The sequence below is a fragment of the Advenella kashmirensis WT001 genome, assembly GCF_000219915.2.
Lineage (GTDB): Bacteria > Pseudomonadota > Gammaproteobacteria > Burkholderiales > Burkholderiaceae_B > Advenella > Advenella kashmirensis.
The window spans coordinates 2,981,213-2,995,929 of the sequence record NC_017964.1; the positions used below are offsets into that span (position 1 = coordinate 2,981,213).

A 14,717-nucleotide genomic window follows, 5' to 3' on the forward strand; every position below is an offset into this window, starting at 1 on the left:
CCCAGCCACAAAAGACGGATTTACTATGACCAATCTATTGCATATTGCCGCATCGCCTCGCACCGAACGCTCCGCTTCACGGGAGGTTGCTCACCACTTTATTTCCAGTTATACGGATACCAATCCTGAGACTGCCAAGTGCATACAATTGATATCTGGCAGACGGCCCTGCCCGAGTTCGATGAGCACGCGATGGCGGCAAAATATGCCGGGCTGACCGACACGCCATTGAACGCCTCACAGCAGACAGCCTGGGACGGCCTGCGAGCATTGGCCTCCCACCTGCATCAGGCCGATATTGTGGTGCTGTCTGTCCCGCTTTGGAATTTTGGCATTCCCTATAAACTCAAACAGCTCATTGATCTGGTTACGCAAAAGGATATTCTCTTTACCTTTGACCGCAATGGTTTCAATGGCATGCTTACCAACAAACAGGCAGTGGTCATTTACGCCCGTGGACTCGACTACGGCACACACTCAGCCACGCCGTCCAGTCGTTTTGACCTGCAAAAGCCCTATATGGAAATGTGGCTGAACTTCATTGGCATCACGGACACGCATTCGATCATTGTGGAAAAAACCCTGTTCGGCACTGAAATCGATCACGATGCCCGGCATGCGGCAGCAATGCAAGCGGCGCAACTAGGCCGGCAATTGCAAATGTAAAGCTGCTGAAAAGACCTATAGCAGTACCGCAGTATCCTGGATAGTTCGACAATCAAGAGGCCGCTTAGTCGGTTTCTTGCTTTCCAAACCGTCTGGCCCGCTGGATCGGCCGCCAGGCGCTCCTGAACATAATAATGCCGCCAAACAAACATACGATGCCCAGCACAATGGTGCCGTAAGCAACACCCTGCGATCCATAATGTTGATATATCCAGCCCGATTTTTCAACTTCCTGGGCGGGCGATCCAAGACGATGAATACCACTGATCAGTGCGGTCAAGCCGACGATCAACATACCAATGCTTCTGAACATAACGATCCGTCCCGACGATCAATGAGCAGCGCGGGCTGAACCGTTATATTGAGCGACCCGCGCTGCAATTGCCTGTGGGTCACCCTGAAAGCTGGCAAGCTCAGGCCACAGGTCTGGCGCCCAGCGATGAATTATCCGGTCCCACAGGATGGCCAGCTCTTTACCCAGCAGTCTGTTAAGCAGCGTACGCGTATAAAAGTGCAGTGCAAGCAAAATCAGAAAAACGGTCCCGGCAGCAACGCTTATGCTAATGATAAACAGCATGAAATCGCTCATAAGCCAATTGAACCAGGCACGTATCGGCTCACTGGTCGCGCCGAATTTGGATAGCAGAAAAAGAACCAACGCCACTGCGGTGATAATATAAGCTAGCCATTTCAAACGGGTTTGAGCCTTTGAGAAACGCTGATAGCATCGGGCAAAATCTCCATAGCCCGTGGCCTGTTCCAGGTTTATCGCCTGCTGGTAGAAGTCATCGTCTTTCACCGCGGGTACATTTTGGTTATCTAACAATTGATGCATGCTTTCCAACTGTTGTTTTGCAAACAGCATCAACTGCACAGATGCGCCGAACGTATAAAGTAAATTCATGTATAAACCCAGCCCTCACCGACCTTCAGGCAAAAAATAGAGCCGGCAAGTTTAACATGCGCAATTGATTGCACTACAGGACCGGATCAGGCGAGCCCGCATACAGAGCGGTATTCGTTGAGGTCACCAGCATCTGATATCTTTCAAATTGAGCAAGAATATCGTTGATCACCTGGGCAGAGGTCAGACCCAGAATGTCATACCCGCGACTGCCATCGGCAAACACTGTACGGGCCTGCCATTCGTGCGGGTGCACTGTTTCATTACGAGCCGCAGCCGCAGTAAATGCCGCCATTCTCCTGGCTTCGGGCTGCACACCATAGACAAAATTGCGCTTGTCCTCAGCGACAACCGTCAGCCTGACCATGTCATCAATCGTGGTGATTTCGACATCAAGCCCGCGTTTTTTGAACTCGTCGGCAACTTCGTGCAGTGCAGGACTCGCCACTTGTGAAATGAACCTTTCTGCATCCTCTTTTCTGGGCGTATGCATGATTGCAGATAAGCGTTTGCGCCAGGAAATTTCTGAGCCAGGGGCCGGCGTCGCAATGGCCCGTCGTCGATCCAGACGATGCATATCGGCTTTCATTCCCTTGATGAGCCCAGCACCAGCAACAGCATAATGACAGCAAAAGGCAGTGCGCTGGTCAGGGTGACGGTCTGCAAGGCCGTCAGTCCGCCAGCAAGCAGCAAAAGGGCTGCCGTGGTGCCTTCCAGAGCGCACCAATAGATCCGCTGCCAGACGGGCGCATCTTCCTTGCCACCGGCAGCCAGCGTGTCAATAACCAAGGAGCCAGAGTCGGCCGATGTGACGAAAAAAACGGCCACCAGAATCACGGCCAGCGTTGAGGTCAAACCGGGCCAGGGCAGGAACTCGAAAAATTGAAACAGCGCAACCGAGGCATCGGCAGCGACATCGCGCGACAGCTGGCCCGCTGCCACCCCCATATCAAGAAATATGGCGGTAGTGCCAAACACGGTCATCCACAGGAACGTAAATGTGCTCGGCACAAGCAATACGCCCAGAACGAATTCACGGACGGTACGCCCTCTGGAGATGCGGGCAATAAACATCCCGACAAAAGGCGACCATGCAATCCACCATGCCCAGTAAAACAGGGTCCACGATTTCATCCAGTCCTGCGCACGAAATGCCTGCGTGGTAAACGAGCGGGCAAAGAAGTTATCCAGATAGGCACCGATATTCTGCACAAAAGCATTCATCAGAAAGCTGGTGGGCCCGACAAACAAGACAAACAGCATCAGCACCACGGCAACAATAAGATTGAATTCGGACAGTCTTCTGATGCCCACGTCCAATCCGCTGACAACAGACAATGTCGCCAATGCAGTTACCACCGCAATCAGGAAAATCTGGAACCACGGCTCTTGCGGTGCGCCCAGCAAATGAGCCAGGCCGGAGTTGATCTGCAATACGCCAAGCCCCATGGAAGTGGCAATACCGAACAGTGTGCCGCAAATGGCAAAGATGTCCACGGCATCGCCCATCCAGCCATTAATCCGCTTGCCGAGTAAGGGGTAGAGGCCGGATCGGACCGTGAGCGGCAGGTTATAGCGAAAGCAGAAATAGGCCAGGGACAAACCGACAACGGCATAGACTGCCCAGGCATGCAGCCCCCAATGAAAGAATGTAATGACCTGGGACTCACGGGCAGCCGCGGCTGCATCACTTACGCCGGAAGGCGGCGCAGCAAAGTGGTGCATGGGCTCGGCAACCGCAAAAAACATCAGGCCAATGCCCATGCCTGCTGCAAACAACATGGCTATCCAGGTCAGATACGGGTAATCCGGTTCCGAATCGTCCGGACCCAGCTTCAGATTACCGTAACGACTGAGTGCAAGATAGGCAATAGCAAAGAAAAACAGGGCCACTGCCAATATATAAAACCAGCCAAAGCTCTCAATTACGACATTTTGCAGTTTGCCAAAAATTTCCTGCGCGTCGGCCGGGAACAGGATTCCGATCAATAAAAACAAAACCACGATGATCGTTGAACCCCAGAATACTCTTGGGTGTATCGTACTGTTAACTCGGAACCCCATGATCACTCTCCCTTATACTTGCATTGCCTGAAAGTGTAACATCCGGCCGCTGTGCTTTGCCGCGCTTGCCCAAACACCGCTTTGTCTTCGATCAATCTTGCCGTTCCAGGCATCGGCAATCACAGCCTCCGTCCCTGAGTCATCAGGTGCAGCATTGGGAGTGCGCCCGATTGCCAGGCTGATGAAACGGCCAACGCCAGCCCCGGCGCAATCAATAGCAAACGACAGGCATACGTGTTGGACCTGCGTCTGCACTACAAGTAGGGCGAGGCCAGCCAGATCAGTTTGTTCCTGAGCGTTGCCAGCAAGCCCTGCTTGCGCAAGGATTCAAAGGTCACCCGCTGGCCATGCGCAATTTCATTATCGATGGCCTCGTTGATCCACCCGGCCAGGCGCCGGTCGTACACCTCGATATCGATCTCGAAATTAAGCCGCAGGCTGCGTGAATCCCAATTGGATGAACCGATCAGCGACCAGCTGTCGTCCACGGTCATCAACTTGGAATGATCGAAATTGCCGGAACCTTTCCACACCCGGCAGCCTGCCTCTATCATCTGGTCAATCTGGGCCATCATGGCGTAGTGGATCAGACGCAGATTATTCCTGCCGGGGATGACAATATCCACTTGCACACCGCGTCGGGCGGCAGTGGTCAGGGCTCCGATCAGTACCACATCCGGCAGAAAATAGGGAGACTGGATCCTGATACGCTGTTGCGCAACGGCGCAGGCGGCCAGCAAGACCTTGTGCGTGCTTTCGATTTCCCGATCCGGGCCGGAGGGGACGCAGCGGGCGGCCATATCGGCAGGCATGAAAGCAGGCTCGGCCGCGACCCAGTCGCCCAGTTTCAGTTGCTCGCCGGTGGAGAACAGCCAGTCATGACAAAAGACAACCAGCAACTGGGCCACAATCGGGCCTCGCATCTGAAAATGAATATCGCGCGCCGTATTATCATGGGCAATTTCCGTCAGAAACTCTTCACGGATATTCATCCCGCCGGCAAATCCCTGCGCGCCGTCCACTACCAGAATTTTGCGGTGACAGCGCATGTTGGCATACGGCATGCGCCAGGTAACGGCATTGGTCTCGAAAAGCTCCACCATCACGCCCTGCTCTCTTAGCCGATGCACAATGGTGGGATGAGAGTAGCGCACGCCAATGGAGTCGATCAGCACCCGCACGCGCACTCCGCGCAGGAACGCTGCAATCAGGCTATCGGCAAAACGATGACCGACAATATCGTTATCGAAAATATAGGTTTGGAGCAATACCGAGTCGATCGCAGCGTCAATGGCCGCAAGCATGGCCGGATAGGTCTGATCTCCGCCATTGAGCGGAATGATTTCGTTACCGCCACACAAAGGAAAACGGGTCACCGTGTCGCTGGCTTTTTTCAGTGACAGGCATTGTGCGGCAGCGTGGCGTGTCAGATCACTGACCGTAACGCTGGCATGATCGGCTCCCTCTTTGAGCAACCTGTCCCGGTGGGATTTGATCCGGGTTTGCCGAATACGGTTGATGCCCACCACAAAATAGAGGACCGGCCCCAGAAACGGAGAAAACAGCACCACACCGACCCACGCAATAGCGGCACGTACATCACGTTTGGTCAACGCAATATGAACCGCTGCCGCAACGCTCAACACCACACTTGCTGCGAAAATCAGATGGGTTTGATACTCAACCAGAAATTTCCACAGAGAAGCCATCACAAAGACACCCGCTTACCTTCATAACCACTAAAAAGACAACATAATAGTGTGTTGCGCCAGTTTTTTCTTGTGCGTTGAATATATACTTGCTATACTCTTACGCTTACTCGGATGGTGACTGTAGCTCAGTTGGTAGAGTCCCGGATTGTGATTCCGGTTGTCGTGGGTTCGAGCCCCATCAGTCACCCCAAGTTTTCTAATAAAAACAGAAGCTTATCACAGCACCCATGTAACCGCACTTGTTACATTGGAACAAAAAACAATCAATAAATCCAAAACCCAGGTCTGCGCAATCAGATCACGCGCATCTGGTTCTGCCTGCTTCATACCTTCTCTGACTAGCTCCGCCCCATAAACAGGGCAAGAGTATTCATCAACACAAATTACTCACACCATTGCAGCAGGCCGCAAGGTGCCAGCCTATCTCCTGCAGCAGACACGCGGCCGTCACAGAGCCGGCCCATTGCGCAACACCTACTGGTCGCGCGAGCGACGATTCAATTTCCATACCGAGACCGCCGCGGCAATAAAAAAAGACACTAACAGGCCGGCAAAGGCAGCCACCACAAAGTTACCAAGTACGATCCAGAATATCACGGTTAGCAGCAACCCGACCGACAGCGGCCGGGCTCCCAGGGCAGACACGATATTTCCCAGTTTTGACAATACACCTTTCACTTTTCTTTCCTGATTCTTGCGCTTTGTTGCGCACACGACTAACATGATTCTAGGATATACCCTAATGCGGGTTATTTTTGTTTCGCTGTAGCTGAAAATGCCTTAACTTTACGTTAACGTCAATTAAAGAATTTGCCTGCCGATTTTCGTTACCTGTGACTCCGCTGCAACTCCGGGCTCACATCGGCCGGCAGACATGATGAGTTGCAGCAAAAAATCGGCTGCCATTCATCAGGACGATATAGCATCGCCTCGAAAGGCGGTGAACATTCCAGGCCGTTGCTCATACCGTTCACAAGACGACTATGACAATGTCAGGGAATCATGCGCTTATATGCATATGGACCATATCGGAGACAAAAGTATGAATGCCCCACTACCTAAAGTGGCACAGGATGCCCTGAAGAATACCACCATTGACGACAAATATAGCCTGGAAAGGGGCCGCGTCTATATGAGTGGCACCCAGGCGCTGGTGCGTCTGCCCATGCTGCAAAAAGACCGGGACCGCCGCGCCGGGCTGGACACTGGCGGATTCATTTCCGGCTACCGCGGCTCGCCCCTGGGCAATCTGGATCTGAGTTTGTGGAAGGCAAAAAAATACCTTGCCGAGCATGAAATCTCCTTCCAGCCCGGTGTCAACGAAGAGCTTGGCGCCACCGCGGTTTGGGGCTCACAGCAGGTCAACCTGTTTCCTGGCGCAACCAAACAGGGCGTATTTGCCATGTGGTATGGCAAGGGGCCGGGCCTGGACCGCTCCATGGATGTATTCAAACACGCCAACTCGGCAGGCTCCAGCCAGTTTGGTGGTGTATTGCTGCTGGCGGGCGATGACCATGCTGCCAAATCGTCCACTGTAGCCTATCAGTCTGAGCATAACCTGCAGTCTGCCGGCATTCCCGTCCTCTACCCCAGCAATGTGCAGGAATATCTGGACTTTGGCGTACACGGCTGGGCCATGAGTCGCTATTCCGGCTTGTGGGTCGCCATGAAATGCGTGACCGACGTGATCGAATCGAGCTCGTCGGTCGAACTGGATCCGGATCGCGTGCAGACCATTACGCCGCCAGACTTTGACATGCCCGAAGGCGGTTTATCCATTCGCTGGCCCGATCCGCCGCTGGACCAGGAAGCCCGGCTGAACAATTACAAATTCTATGCAGCACTGGCCTATGTGCGCGCCAACAAACTGGACAAGATCATTTTTGATTCGCCCAAGGCCCGGTTCGGCATCATGACCGCCGGCAAAGCCTACCTGGACGTGCGCCAGGCGCTGACCGATCTGGGGCTGGACGAAGCAACCTGTGCAGACATCGGCATTCGACTATACAAAGTGGGCTGTGTCTGGCCGCTAGAGGCGCAAGGCGCCCGACACTTTGCCGAAGGCCTGGATGAGATCCTGGTGGTTGAAGAAAAACGTCAGATCATGGAATACGCCCTGAAGGAAGAGCTGTATAACTGGCGCGATGACGTCCGCCCCGATGTCTACGGTAAATTCGATGCGCGTGACGATGGTGGCGGCGAATGGTCCGTGCCCCGCGGCAACTGGTTATTGCCGGCCAATTACGAATTGTCTCCTGCGATTATCGCCAAGGCCATTGCCAAACGCTTGGAAAAACATGCCCTTCCCGACGAGGTTCGCGCCCGCATCCAGGCCCGCATTGCGATTATCCATGCCAAGGAACAGGATGCCAAGCGGCCGGTTGTCGTGCAGGATCGCAAGCCCTGGTTCTGTTCGGGCTGCCCCCACAACACGTCTACGCGCGTGCCCGAAGGCTCCCGCGCAGTGGCCGGCATCGGCTGCCACTATATGACCATCTGGATGGATCGTAGCACCGATACCTTTACCCAGATGGGTGGAGAAGGCGTCCCCTGGATCGGCCAGAAAGACTTTACGACCACCAAGCATATTTTCGCCAACCTGGGTGACGGCACCTACTTTCATTCCGGGATTCTGGCGATCCGCGCTTCGATCGCAGCCAAAGTCAACATCACCTACAAAATTTTATACAACGATGCCGTTGCCATGACCGGCGGGCAACCTGTAGATGGCACGCTGACCGTGCCGCAAATCAACGCCCAGTTGCATGCCGAAGGCGCCACCCGCATCGTGATCGTCAGCGACGAACCGGAAAAATATAAAGGGGTCAGCCTGATCGGCAACCCCGACGTATTCCATCGCGATTCACTGGACGATGTGCAATTGGAACTGCGCGATACCGAAGGCACGACTATCCTGATTTACGATCAGACCTGCGCGACCGAGAAACGTCGGCGCCGCAAACGCAATGCCTACCCCGATCCCGATCGACGCGTCTTTATTAACGAGGCAGTCTGCGAGGGTTGCGGCGACTGCGGCGTAAAATCGAACTGTCTTTCGGTGGAACCGGTAGACACGCCGATGGGCAGCAAGCGCCGCATTAACCAGTCCTCCTGCAACAAGGACTATTCCTGCCTGAACGGTTTTTGTCCCAGCTTTGTGACCGCCGAAGGCGCCAAAGTACGCAAGCCCCAGACGGCCACGCTGTCTTTTGAAAAAATAGAAGCTGACATTCCGGAACCTGCGACGCCGGTGATTGACCGCTCATACAACATTCTGGTGCCTGGCGTAGGCGGCACCGGTGTGGTCACCATTGGCGCCCTGCTGGGCATGGCCGCACACCTGGAAGAAAAAGGCGTCAACGTGCTGGATATTACCGGATTGGCGCAAAAAGGCGGCGCCGTCGTGAGCCATGTTCAGATTGGCAACCAGCCGGCAGACCTGCATTCGACCCGCATCGGCGTGGGCGAAGCCGATCTGATTATCGGCTGCGACGCCATTGTGGCAGCGTCTCGCGAGATTACATCAAAAACCCGCAAGGGCATCACGGTGGCAGCCATCAACAGCGCCAAGGTGCCCACCGCAGAAATTTTCCAGAACCCGAAATGGCAGTTCCCTTCAGCCATTACCGAGAATGATATGCTGGATCTGCTGGGCCAGGAAAAATGTGATTTCCTGGATGCCAATGGCTATGCTGTTGCGCTGCTGGGCGATGCAATTTTCGCCAACCCGCTAATGATGGGCTACGCCTGGCAAAAAGGATGGATCCCCCTGCATCATGAAAGCCTGGAGCGCGCCATCGAACTCAATGGCGTTGCCGTTGACAAAAACCTGGCCGCCTTTGAATGGGGCCGCTATCTGGCGCATCACGGCCTGCAGTCCGTCCCGCTTGGCAGCAGCAAGCGCACGGCGCGCCACGAAAATCTGATCAGCATGCCCGAGAGCACCGACACGCTGATCAAGCGCCTTGCGCAACACCTGACCAAATATCAGAACGAGCGGTATGCACGACGCTTTACACAGGCGGTCGCACGCATCCGCGAGACCGAAAAAACACGCGGTTTCAGCGGCCATATCCTGACCGAGGCGGTAGCCCGCAATCTGGCCAAGTTGATGAGCTACAAGGATGAATACGAGGTGGCTCGCCTGTACACTGACCCGGCCTATTTTGACAAATTGCGTGAGCAGTTCGAAGGCGAGCCGGGTCGCGACTATGCATTGCACGTTCATCTGGCGCCGCCCGCATTCAGCAAAAAAGATAAAAAAGGCCACCTGATCAAGAAGAAATACGGTCCGTGGGTAATGAAAGCCTTTGCGGTGCTGGCACACCTCAAACCCCTGCGCGGCACCGCCCTTGATCCCTTTGGCCGTACCGAAGAACGACGCGCCGAACGCGCCCTGGTCGAGGAATATTTCGCGTTACTGGACGAAATCAATCAGAGCCTGAATGACAGCAACTACGATACGGCCGTGGAGCTGGCCCGCCTGCCCGACGATATCCGTGGTTATGGTCACATCAAAGAGGCCAATATGCAAAAGGCAGCAGCAAGGCGCGTTCAACTGCTTGAAGACTATCGCCGCACGGCGTTAAGCAAGGCAGCATAATGGCTGCGGCAGCGGCGCTCACCTTGCGTCGCTGCCAATTGCCATGGCCTCGCCCACCTGGTCGCCGCTACAGGCAATCGGGTCCCGGGTAGTTGCACAACACCGGGATTCGAAACTTTGGTGCACACCGCTTTATCGTCAGAAGTTAGAAAGCCGACATGGTTACTCACTATAATAGATGGTTTGACAACCCATTTCGGAGCCATTATGAAAACCAAGCCTGTTCTCGTCCAGGAAGACGTACAGAAAATCATCGATGCAGCGGCCGCACATGCCAGCAAAAATAACTGGGCCGTGACTATTGCCGTAACTGACGATGGCGGCCATCTGCTGGCCCTGAAACGTCTTGATGGCGCGGCACCGGTTTCCGCCCATATTGCGCCGGCCAAAGCCCATGCAGCAGCCCTGGGTCGCCGCGAAACCAAAGGCTACGAAGAAATGATCAACAATGGTCGCTACGCATTTCTGTCGGCACCAGCCATTTCAGGCATGCTCGAAGGCGGCGTGCCTGTTGTCGTTGACGGCCAGACCATTGGCGCTGTCGGTGTATCCGGCGTGCAGGCCAGCCAGGACGCTGAAACGGCCATAGCCGGTATCGCTGCGATTACAGGCTGATCCATCAGCCCATGCATCACCAGGGGTCGCCGCCGACACACGGCGCCTTCCTGGCAGCCCCCAAGGCTTCGTGCTTTGGCCGATGGTGCCCTGCCCTTAAATATGGCAGGAAAACATGAAAACCGCACCAAATGCACACAATGCATTTGGTGATTTGTAAAAATGCGCCAAAATAAATCAGGGCAATCACCTAGATAGTGCATTTTTCGCTGCACCGCACACAATATAGCGGTATTATATTTACCCCTCGCATAACAATCATTGTGCACCCCGTCGTTTTTCACCCTGCCGCCCTACGCGTTGGGTACGCCCGGCGCGCATACGTTTGCCTGTAACCCTTAATCTGCTCATTACATTCAATTCATATGACATATATTGATACGACGCTGGCCCGACTGGCCAAATCCAGCCCTTCGCAATCGGAGTTCTATCAGGCTGTTCTGGAAGTACTCGAATCACTTTCTCCGTTGTTCGAAAAAGAAAAGCACTATCTGGATCAGAACATCATAGAAAGGATCGTTGAGCCTGAGCGTCAGATCATGTTTCGGGTTACGTGGGTAGATGACAAAGGTAAAATCAACGTCAACAAGGGATACAGGGTCGAGTTCAACTCGGCCATCGGTCCATACAAAGGCGGCTTGCGCTTTCACCCCAGCGTCTCGGCCAGCATTATCAAATTTCTTGGCTTTGAACAAACATTCAAGAACTCGCTCACCGGTCTGGCTATCGGCGGCGGCAAAGGCGGCAGCGATTTCGACCCTAAAGGCAAGTCAGACAATGAAATCATGAGTTTCTGCCAGGCCTTTATGTCAGAACTGTACCGCCACATCGGACCGACTATCGACGTGCCAGCCGGCGATATTGGCGTAGGTGGTCGCGAAATCGGCTATCTTTTCGGCCAGTACAAGCGCCTGACCGGTCGCTATGAAGGCGTGCTTACCGGCAAGCGCATTCCATGGGGTGGTTCGCTGGTACGCACCGAAGCCACCGGCTATGGCGCGGTCTACTTTGCCCAGAATATGCTGCAAAACAAGGGTGATCATCTGGATGGCAAAATCTGTGCCGTCTCGGGCGCCGGTAATGTAGCTATCTACACGATCGAAAAACTGTATCAGCTGGGCGCAACGCCGGTGACCTGCAGCGACTCGCGCGGCATGATTTATCACAAATCCGGTATTAATCTGGAAACACTCAAGCTGCTCAAAGAAAAGCAACAGGCGCCGCTGCAGAATTATCTGCAAACGCATCCCGAGGCGGTTTACAAGCCCGTGACCGACTATGCGCCAGGCCGCAACGAGGTCTGGTCTGTTCCCTGCGACCTGGCCTTCCCCAGCGCAACGCAAAACGAACTGAACCAGGCCGACGCACTGGCCTTGCTCGCCAACGGCTGCAAACTGGTGGCAGAAGGCGCCAACATGCCCTCCACACCCGAAGCCGTTGAAGAATTTCTCAAGGCCGGCATTCATTACGCGCCCGGTAAAGCAGCCAATGCCGGTGGGGTTGCCACCAGCCAGCTGGAAATGGCACAGAACGCTTCCATGATCCAGTGGAGCTTTGACGAAGTCGACCTGCGCCTGAAAAACATCATGAAAAATATTTTCACCAACGCATGGGAAACCGCAGACGAGTTCAACCAGCCAGGTAACCTGGTGCTGGGCGCCAATATTGCGGGCTTTCGCAAGGTTGCCGATGCCATGATCGATCAGGGCGCAGTCTGATCCACGATCACCGCCAACCGATTGTCACATTTGCTGCAGTCGGTTAGCCTGAGCCAGAATAAAAAAACACCCGGTCATTTCTGATCGGGTGTTTTTTATTGGCTGATATGTCCGCAGGCGATGAAACATCGAATGCCAACACGGCAACTGCTTGCCGTAACAGGGTATGGCTTCTGACGAAACAATACCCTTTACTGCTATGCTTACTCTGCTGGTTTTTCAGCAGACTCGGTGCCTTCTGCCGGTGCATTTTCCTGCGCGCCTTCCAGACCGCCCAATGCCTTGGCTGACAGACGCAGACGACCGCGATCGTCGGCTTCAATAACCTTGACCTTGACCTTCTGTCCTACTGTCAGCACGTCATTGATGTTGGCAATGCGATAGTTGGCGATTTCAGAAATATGCAATAGCCCATCACGACCAGGCAGAATCTGTACGATGCCACCAAAGTCCAGCAGGCGCTGCACAGTGCCCTCGTAAACCTGACCCACTTCAACCACTGCAGTCAGCTCGGCGATACGACGCTCGGCTTCCTTGGCTTTGTCCAGATCAGCGCTGGAGATGGTAACCACCCCTTCGTCGCTGATATCAATATGGCAACCGGTTTCTTCTGTCAGCGCACGAATCGTGGCGCCGCCCTTGCCGATCACATCACGGATTTTTTCCGGATTGATTTTCATGGACAACATGCGTGGCGCAAAGGTAGACAGCTCTTCGCGTGAACCGGTCAGCGCCTCGGTCATTTTACCCAGGATATGCATACGGCCATCACGGGCCTGAGCCAGTGCGACCTGCATGATTTCCTTGGTAATGCCCTGGATTTTGATATCCATTTGCAAAGCAGTAATACCGTTTTTGGTGCCGGCTACTTTGAAATCCATATCGCCCAGGTGATCTTCGTCGCCCAGAATATCGGTCAGCACAGCGAACTTGCCACCATCCTTGATCAGACCCATGGCCACACCGGCAACGTGATCCTTGACCGGCACACCAGCGTCCATCATGGCCAGCGAGCCACCGCAAACAGAAGCCATGGATGAAGAACCGTTGGATTCTGTAATTTCAGACACGACACGAATCGTGTACTGGAAGTCCTCATGCGCAGGCAGCGTGGAAATCAGCGCGCGCTTGGCAAGGCGGCCATGGCCGATTTCACGGCGTTTTGGTGCGCCGAAACGACCAGTTTCGCCCGTAGCAAACGGAGGCATATTGTAGTGAAGCATGAAGCGGTCACGATGTTCGCCCATGACCGAGTCAATGATCTGCTCGTCCTGCTTGGTGCCCAGCGTAGCAATAACCAGTGCCTGTGTTTCACCGCGCGTAAACAGCGCACTGCCATGGGCACGTGGCAACACACCCAGGCGGATAGAGATCGGACGTACTGTACGGGTGTCACGACCGTCAATGCGGGGCTCGCCTGCCAGAATCTGGCCGCGCACGATTTTGGATTCCAGATCGAAAATAATATTTTCGATGGCGACGGCGTCGGGCGCATCCTGACCTGCCTGCGCTGCCTGTTCAGCCAGCGTTTGCTTGACCGCCGCAGTCACTTCGCGCAGCTTGGTTGTGCGTTCCTGTTTCTGACGGATTTCATAGGCGCTTTTCAGGCCCGATTCGGCAGCAGCAGTCACCGCAGCGATCAGCGCTTCGTTTTTGGCTTCCGGCTGCCAATCCCACTCGGGTTTGCCGGCTTCGGCCACCAGATCATGAATGGCATTGATGGCAGCCTGCATTTGCTCATGGCCAAACACCACACCGCCCAGCATCACTTCTTCAGACAACTGCTTGGCCTCTGATTCGACCATCAGCACAGCGTTTTCAGTACCGGCAACAACCAGGTTCATTTCTGAATCGACCAACTGATCCTGTGTTGGATTCAGCAAATACTGGCCATTAATGTAGCCTACGCGCGCAGCGCCAATAGGACCGTCAAATGGAATACCGGACACAGCCAATGCAGCAGAACTGCCGATCAGCGCGGCGATATCGGGATCAATCTGAGGATCAACCGACAGCACATGAATAATGACCTGTACTTCGTTATAGAAGCCCTCAGGAAACAGCGGACGCAAAGGGCGATCGATAAGGCGGGATGTGAGTGTTTCTTTTTCGGAAGGCTTGCCTTCGCGTTTGAAAAAACCACCGGGAATACGACCGGCAGAATAGGTTTTCTCAACATAGTCGACCGTGAGCGGGAAAAAATCCTGTCCGGGCTTGGCATTTTTTGCTGCAACGACGGTGGCCAGCACAACGGAATCACCCATTGAAACCACAACGGCACCTGAAGACTGGCGGGCGATTTCGCCGGTTTCCAGCACAACAGTCTGATCGCCATACTGAAACGACTTGGTCACTTTGTTAAACATTTTTCAATCCTTACAATAAAGCCAGAGAGATCTGTCCGTTTTCAGCCGCACACCACGATTCTGTGTACG

Annotated in this window: 9 protein-coding genes, 1 tRNA gene and 1 pseudogene; 5 read left to right on the plus strand and 6 right to left on the minus strand. The window is 54.3% G+C overall.

The genetic code is table 11. The annotated features are described in order from the left end of the window. The first annotated feature begins 138 nt into the window (after positions 1–138). Positions 139–666, plus strand: a complete 528-nt coding sequence (locus tag TKWG_RS14000) for an FMN-dependent NADH-azoreductase (RefSeq protein ID WP_014751458.1) — start codon at positions 139–141, stop codon at positions 664–666. Positions 667–730: 64 nt separating this feature from the next. On the opposite strand, the gene TKWG_RS14005 is transcribed toward TKWG_RS14000, so the two are convergent. The 4 genes and pseudogenes from TKWG_RS14005 to TKWG_RS14025 all read right to left on the minus strand — a co-directional run bounded on the left by TKWG_RS14005 (position 731) and on the right by TKWG_RS14025 (position 5,343). Beyond that, on the minus strand, positions 731–979 hold the full coding sequence (locus TKWG_RS14005; RefSeq protein WP_202947714.1) for a hypothetical protein: 249 nt from the start codon (positions 977–979) through the stop codon (positions 731–733). An 18-nt stretch (positions 980–997) separates the two neighbouring features. Continuing rightward, entirely contained in the window at positions 998–1,570 is a 573-nt protein-coding gene (locus tag TKWG_RS14010; RefSeq protein WP_014751460.1) for a DUF6097 family protein, read from the minus strand. Positions 1,571–1,643: 73 nt separating this feature from the next. Then, a pseudogene (locus TKWG_RS14015) lies at positions 1,644–3,634 on the minus strand (BCCT family transporter). 254 nt (positions 3,635–3,888) lie between these two features. Next, positions 3,889–5,343 carry a phospholipase D-like domain-containing protein gene (locus tag TKWG_RS14025; protein WP_014751462.1) on the minus strand — a complete coding sequence of 485 codons (1,455 nt, stop codon included), beginning with the start codon at positions 5,341–5,343 and terminating at the stop codon, positions 3,889–3,891. A gap of 117 nt (positions 5,344–5,460) precedes the next feature. Here TKWG_RS14025 and TKWG_RS14030 point away from each other — a divergent pair. Continuing rightward, a tRNA-His gene (locus TKWG_RS14030) sits at positions 5,461–5,536 on the plus strand. A 284-nt stretch (positions 5,537–5,820) separates the two neighbouring features. Here TKWG_RS14030 and TKWG_RS14035 read toward each other — a convergent pair. Continuing rightward, positions 5,821–6,024: a hypothetical protein gene (locus tag TKWG_RS14035; RefSeq protein ID WP_014751463.1), complete on the minus strand. Its 204-nt coding sequence runs from the start codon at positions 6,022–6,024 to the stop codon at positions 5,821–5,823. Between the two features lie 364 nt (positions 6,025–6,388). On the opposite strand from TKWG_RS14035, the gene TKWG_RS14040 reads away from it, so the two are divergent. The 3 genes from TKWG_RS14040 to gdhA all read left to right on the plus strand — a co-directional run bounded on the left by TKWG_RS14040 (position 6,389) and on the right by gdhA (position 12,282). Further along, positions 6,389–9,949 (plus strand): indolepyruvate ferredoxin oxidoreductase family protein, encoded by a 3,561-nt coding sequence (locus TKWG_RS14040; protein ID WP_014751464.1) that lies wholly within the window; start codon positions 6,389–6,391, stop codon positions 9,947–9,949. Between the two features lie 207 nt (positions 9,950–10,156). Beyond that, complete coding sequence (locus TKWG_RS14045; protein WP_014751465.1) at positions 10,157–10,564, plus strand: heme-binding protein; 408 nt, start codon at positions 10,157–10,159, stop codon at positions 10,562–10,564. 365 nt (positions 10,565–10,929) lie between these two features. After that, positions 10,930–12,282, plus strand: coding sequence for an NADP-specific glutamate dehydrogenase (gene gdhA / locus TKWG_RS14050; protein WP_014751466.1), 1,353 nt, complete (start codon positions 10,930–10,932; stop codon positions 12,280–12,282). A 203-nt stretch (positions 12,283–12,485) separates the two neighbouring features. Here the strand turns inward: gdhA and pnp are convergent, their stop codons facing one another. Further along, positions 12,486–14,648 carry a polyribonucleotide nucleotidyltransferase gene (gene pnp, locus TKWG_RS14055; RefSeq protein WP_014751467.1) on the minus strand — a complete coding sequence of 721 codons (2,163 nt, stop codon included), beginning with the start codon at positions 14,646–14,648 and terminating at the stop codon, positions 12,486–12,488. Positions 14,649–14,717: the final 69 nt, after the last annotated feature.

What these genes read in the sequence shown, in the direction of transcription:
- gdhA (WP_014751466.1), top strand. Translation starts at nt 10,930, where the DNA reads ATGACATATATTGATACGACGCTGGCCCGACTGGCCAAATCCAGCCCT.
- TKWG_RS14045 (WP_014751465.1), top strand. Translation starts at nt 10,157, where the DNA reads ATGAAAACCAAGCCTGTTCTCGTCCAGGAAGACGTACAGAAAATCATC.
- TKWG_RS14005 (WP_202947714.1), bottom strand. Translation starts at nt 979, where the DNA reads ATGTTCAGAAGCATTGGTATGTTGATCGTCGGCTTGACCGCACTGATC.
- TKWG_RS14025 (WP_014751462.1), bottom strand. Translation starts at nt 5,343, where the DNA reads ATGGCTTCTCTGTGGAAATTTCTGGTTGAGTATCAAACCCATCTGATT.
- TKWG_RS14040 (WP_014751464.1), top strand. Translation starts at nt 6,389, where the DNA reads ATGAATGCCCCACTACCTAAAGTGGCACAGGATGCCCTGAAGAATACC.
- pnp (WP_014751467.1), bottom strand. Translation starts at nt 14,648, where the DNA reads ATGTTTAACAAAGTGACCAAGTCGTTTCAGTATGGCGATCAGACTGTT.
- TKWG_RS14010 (WP_014751460.1), bottom strand. Translation starts at nt 1,570, where the DNA reads ATGAATTTACTTTATACGTTCGGCGCATCTGTGCAGTTGATGCTGTTT.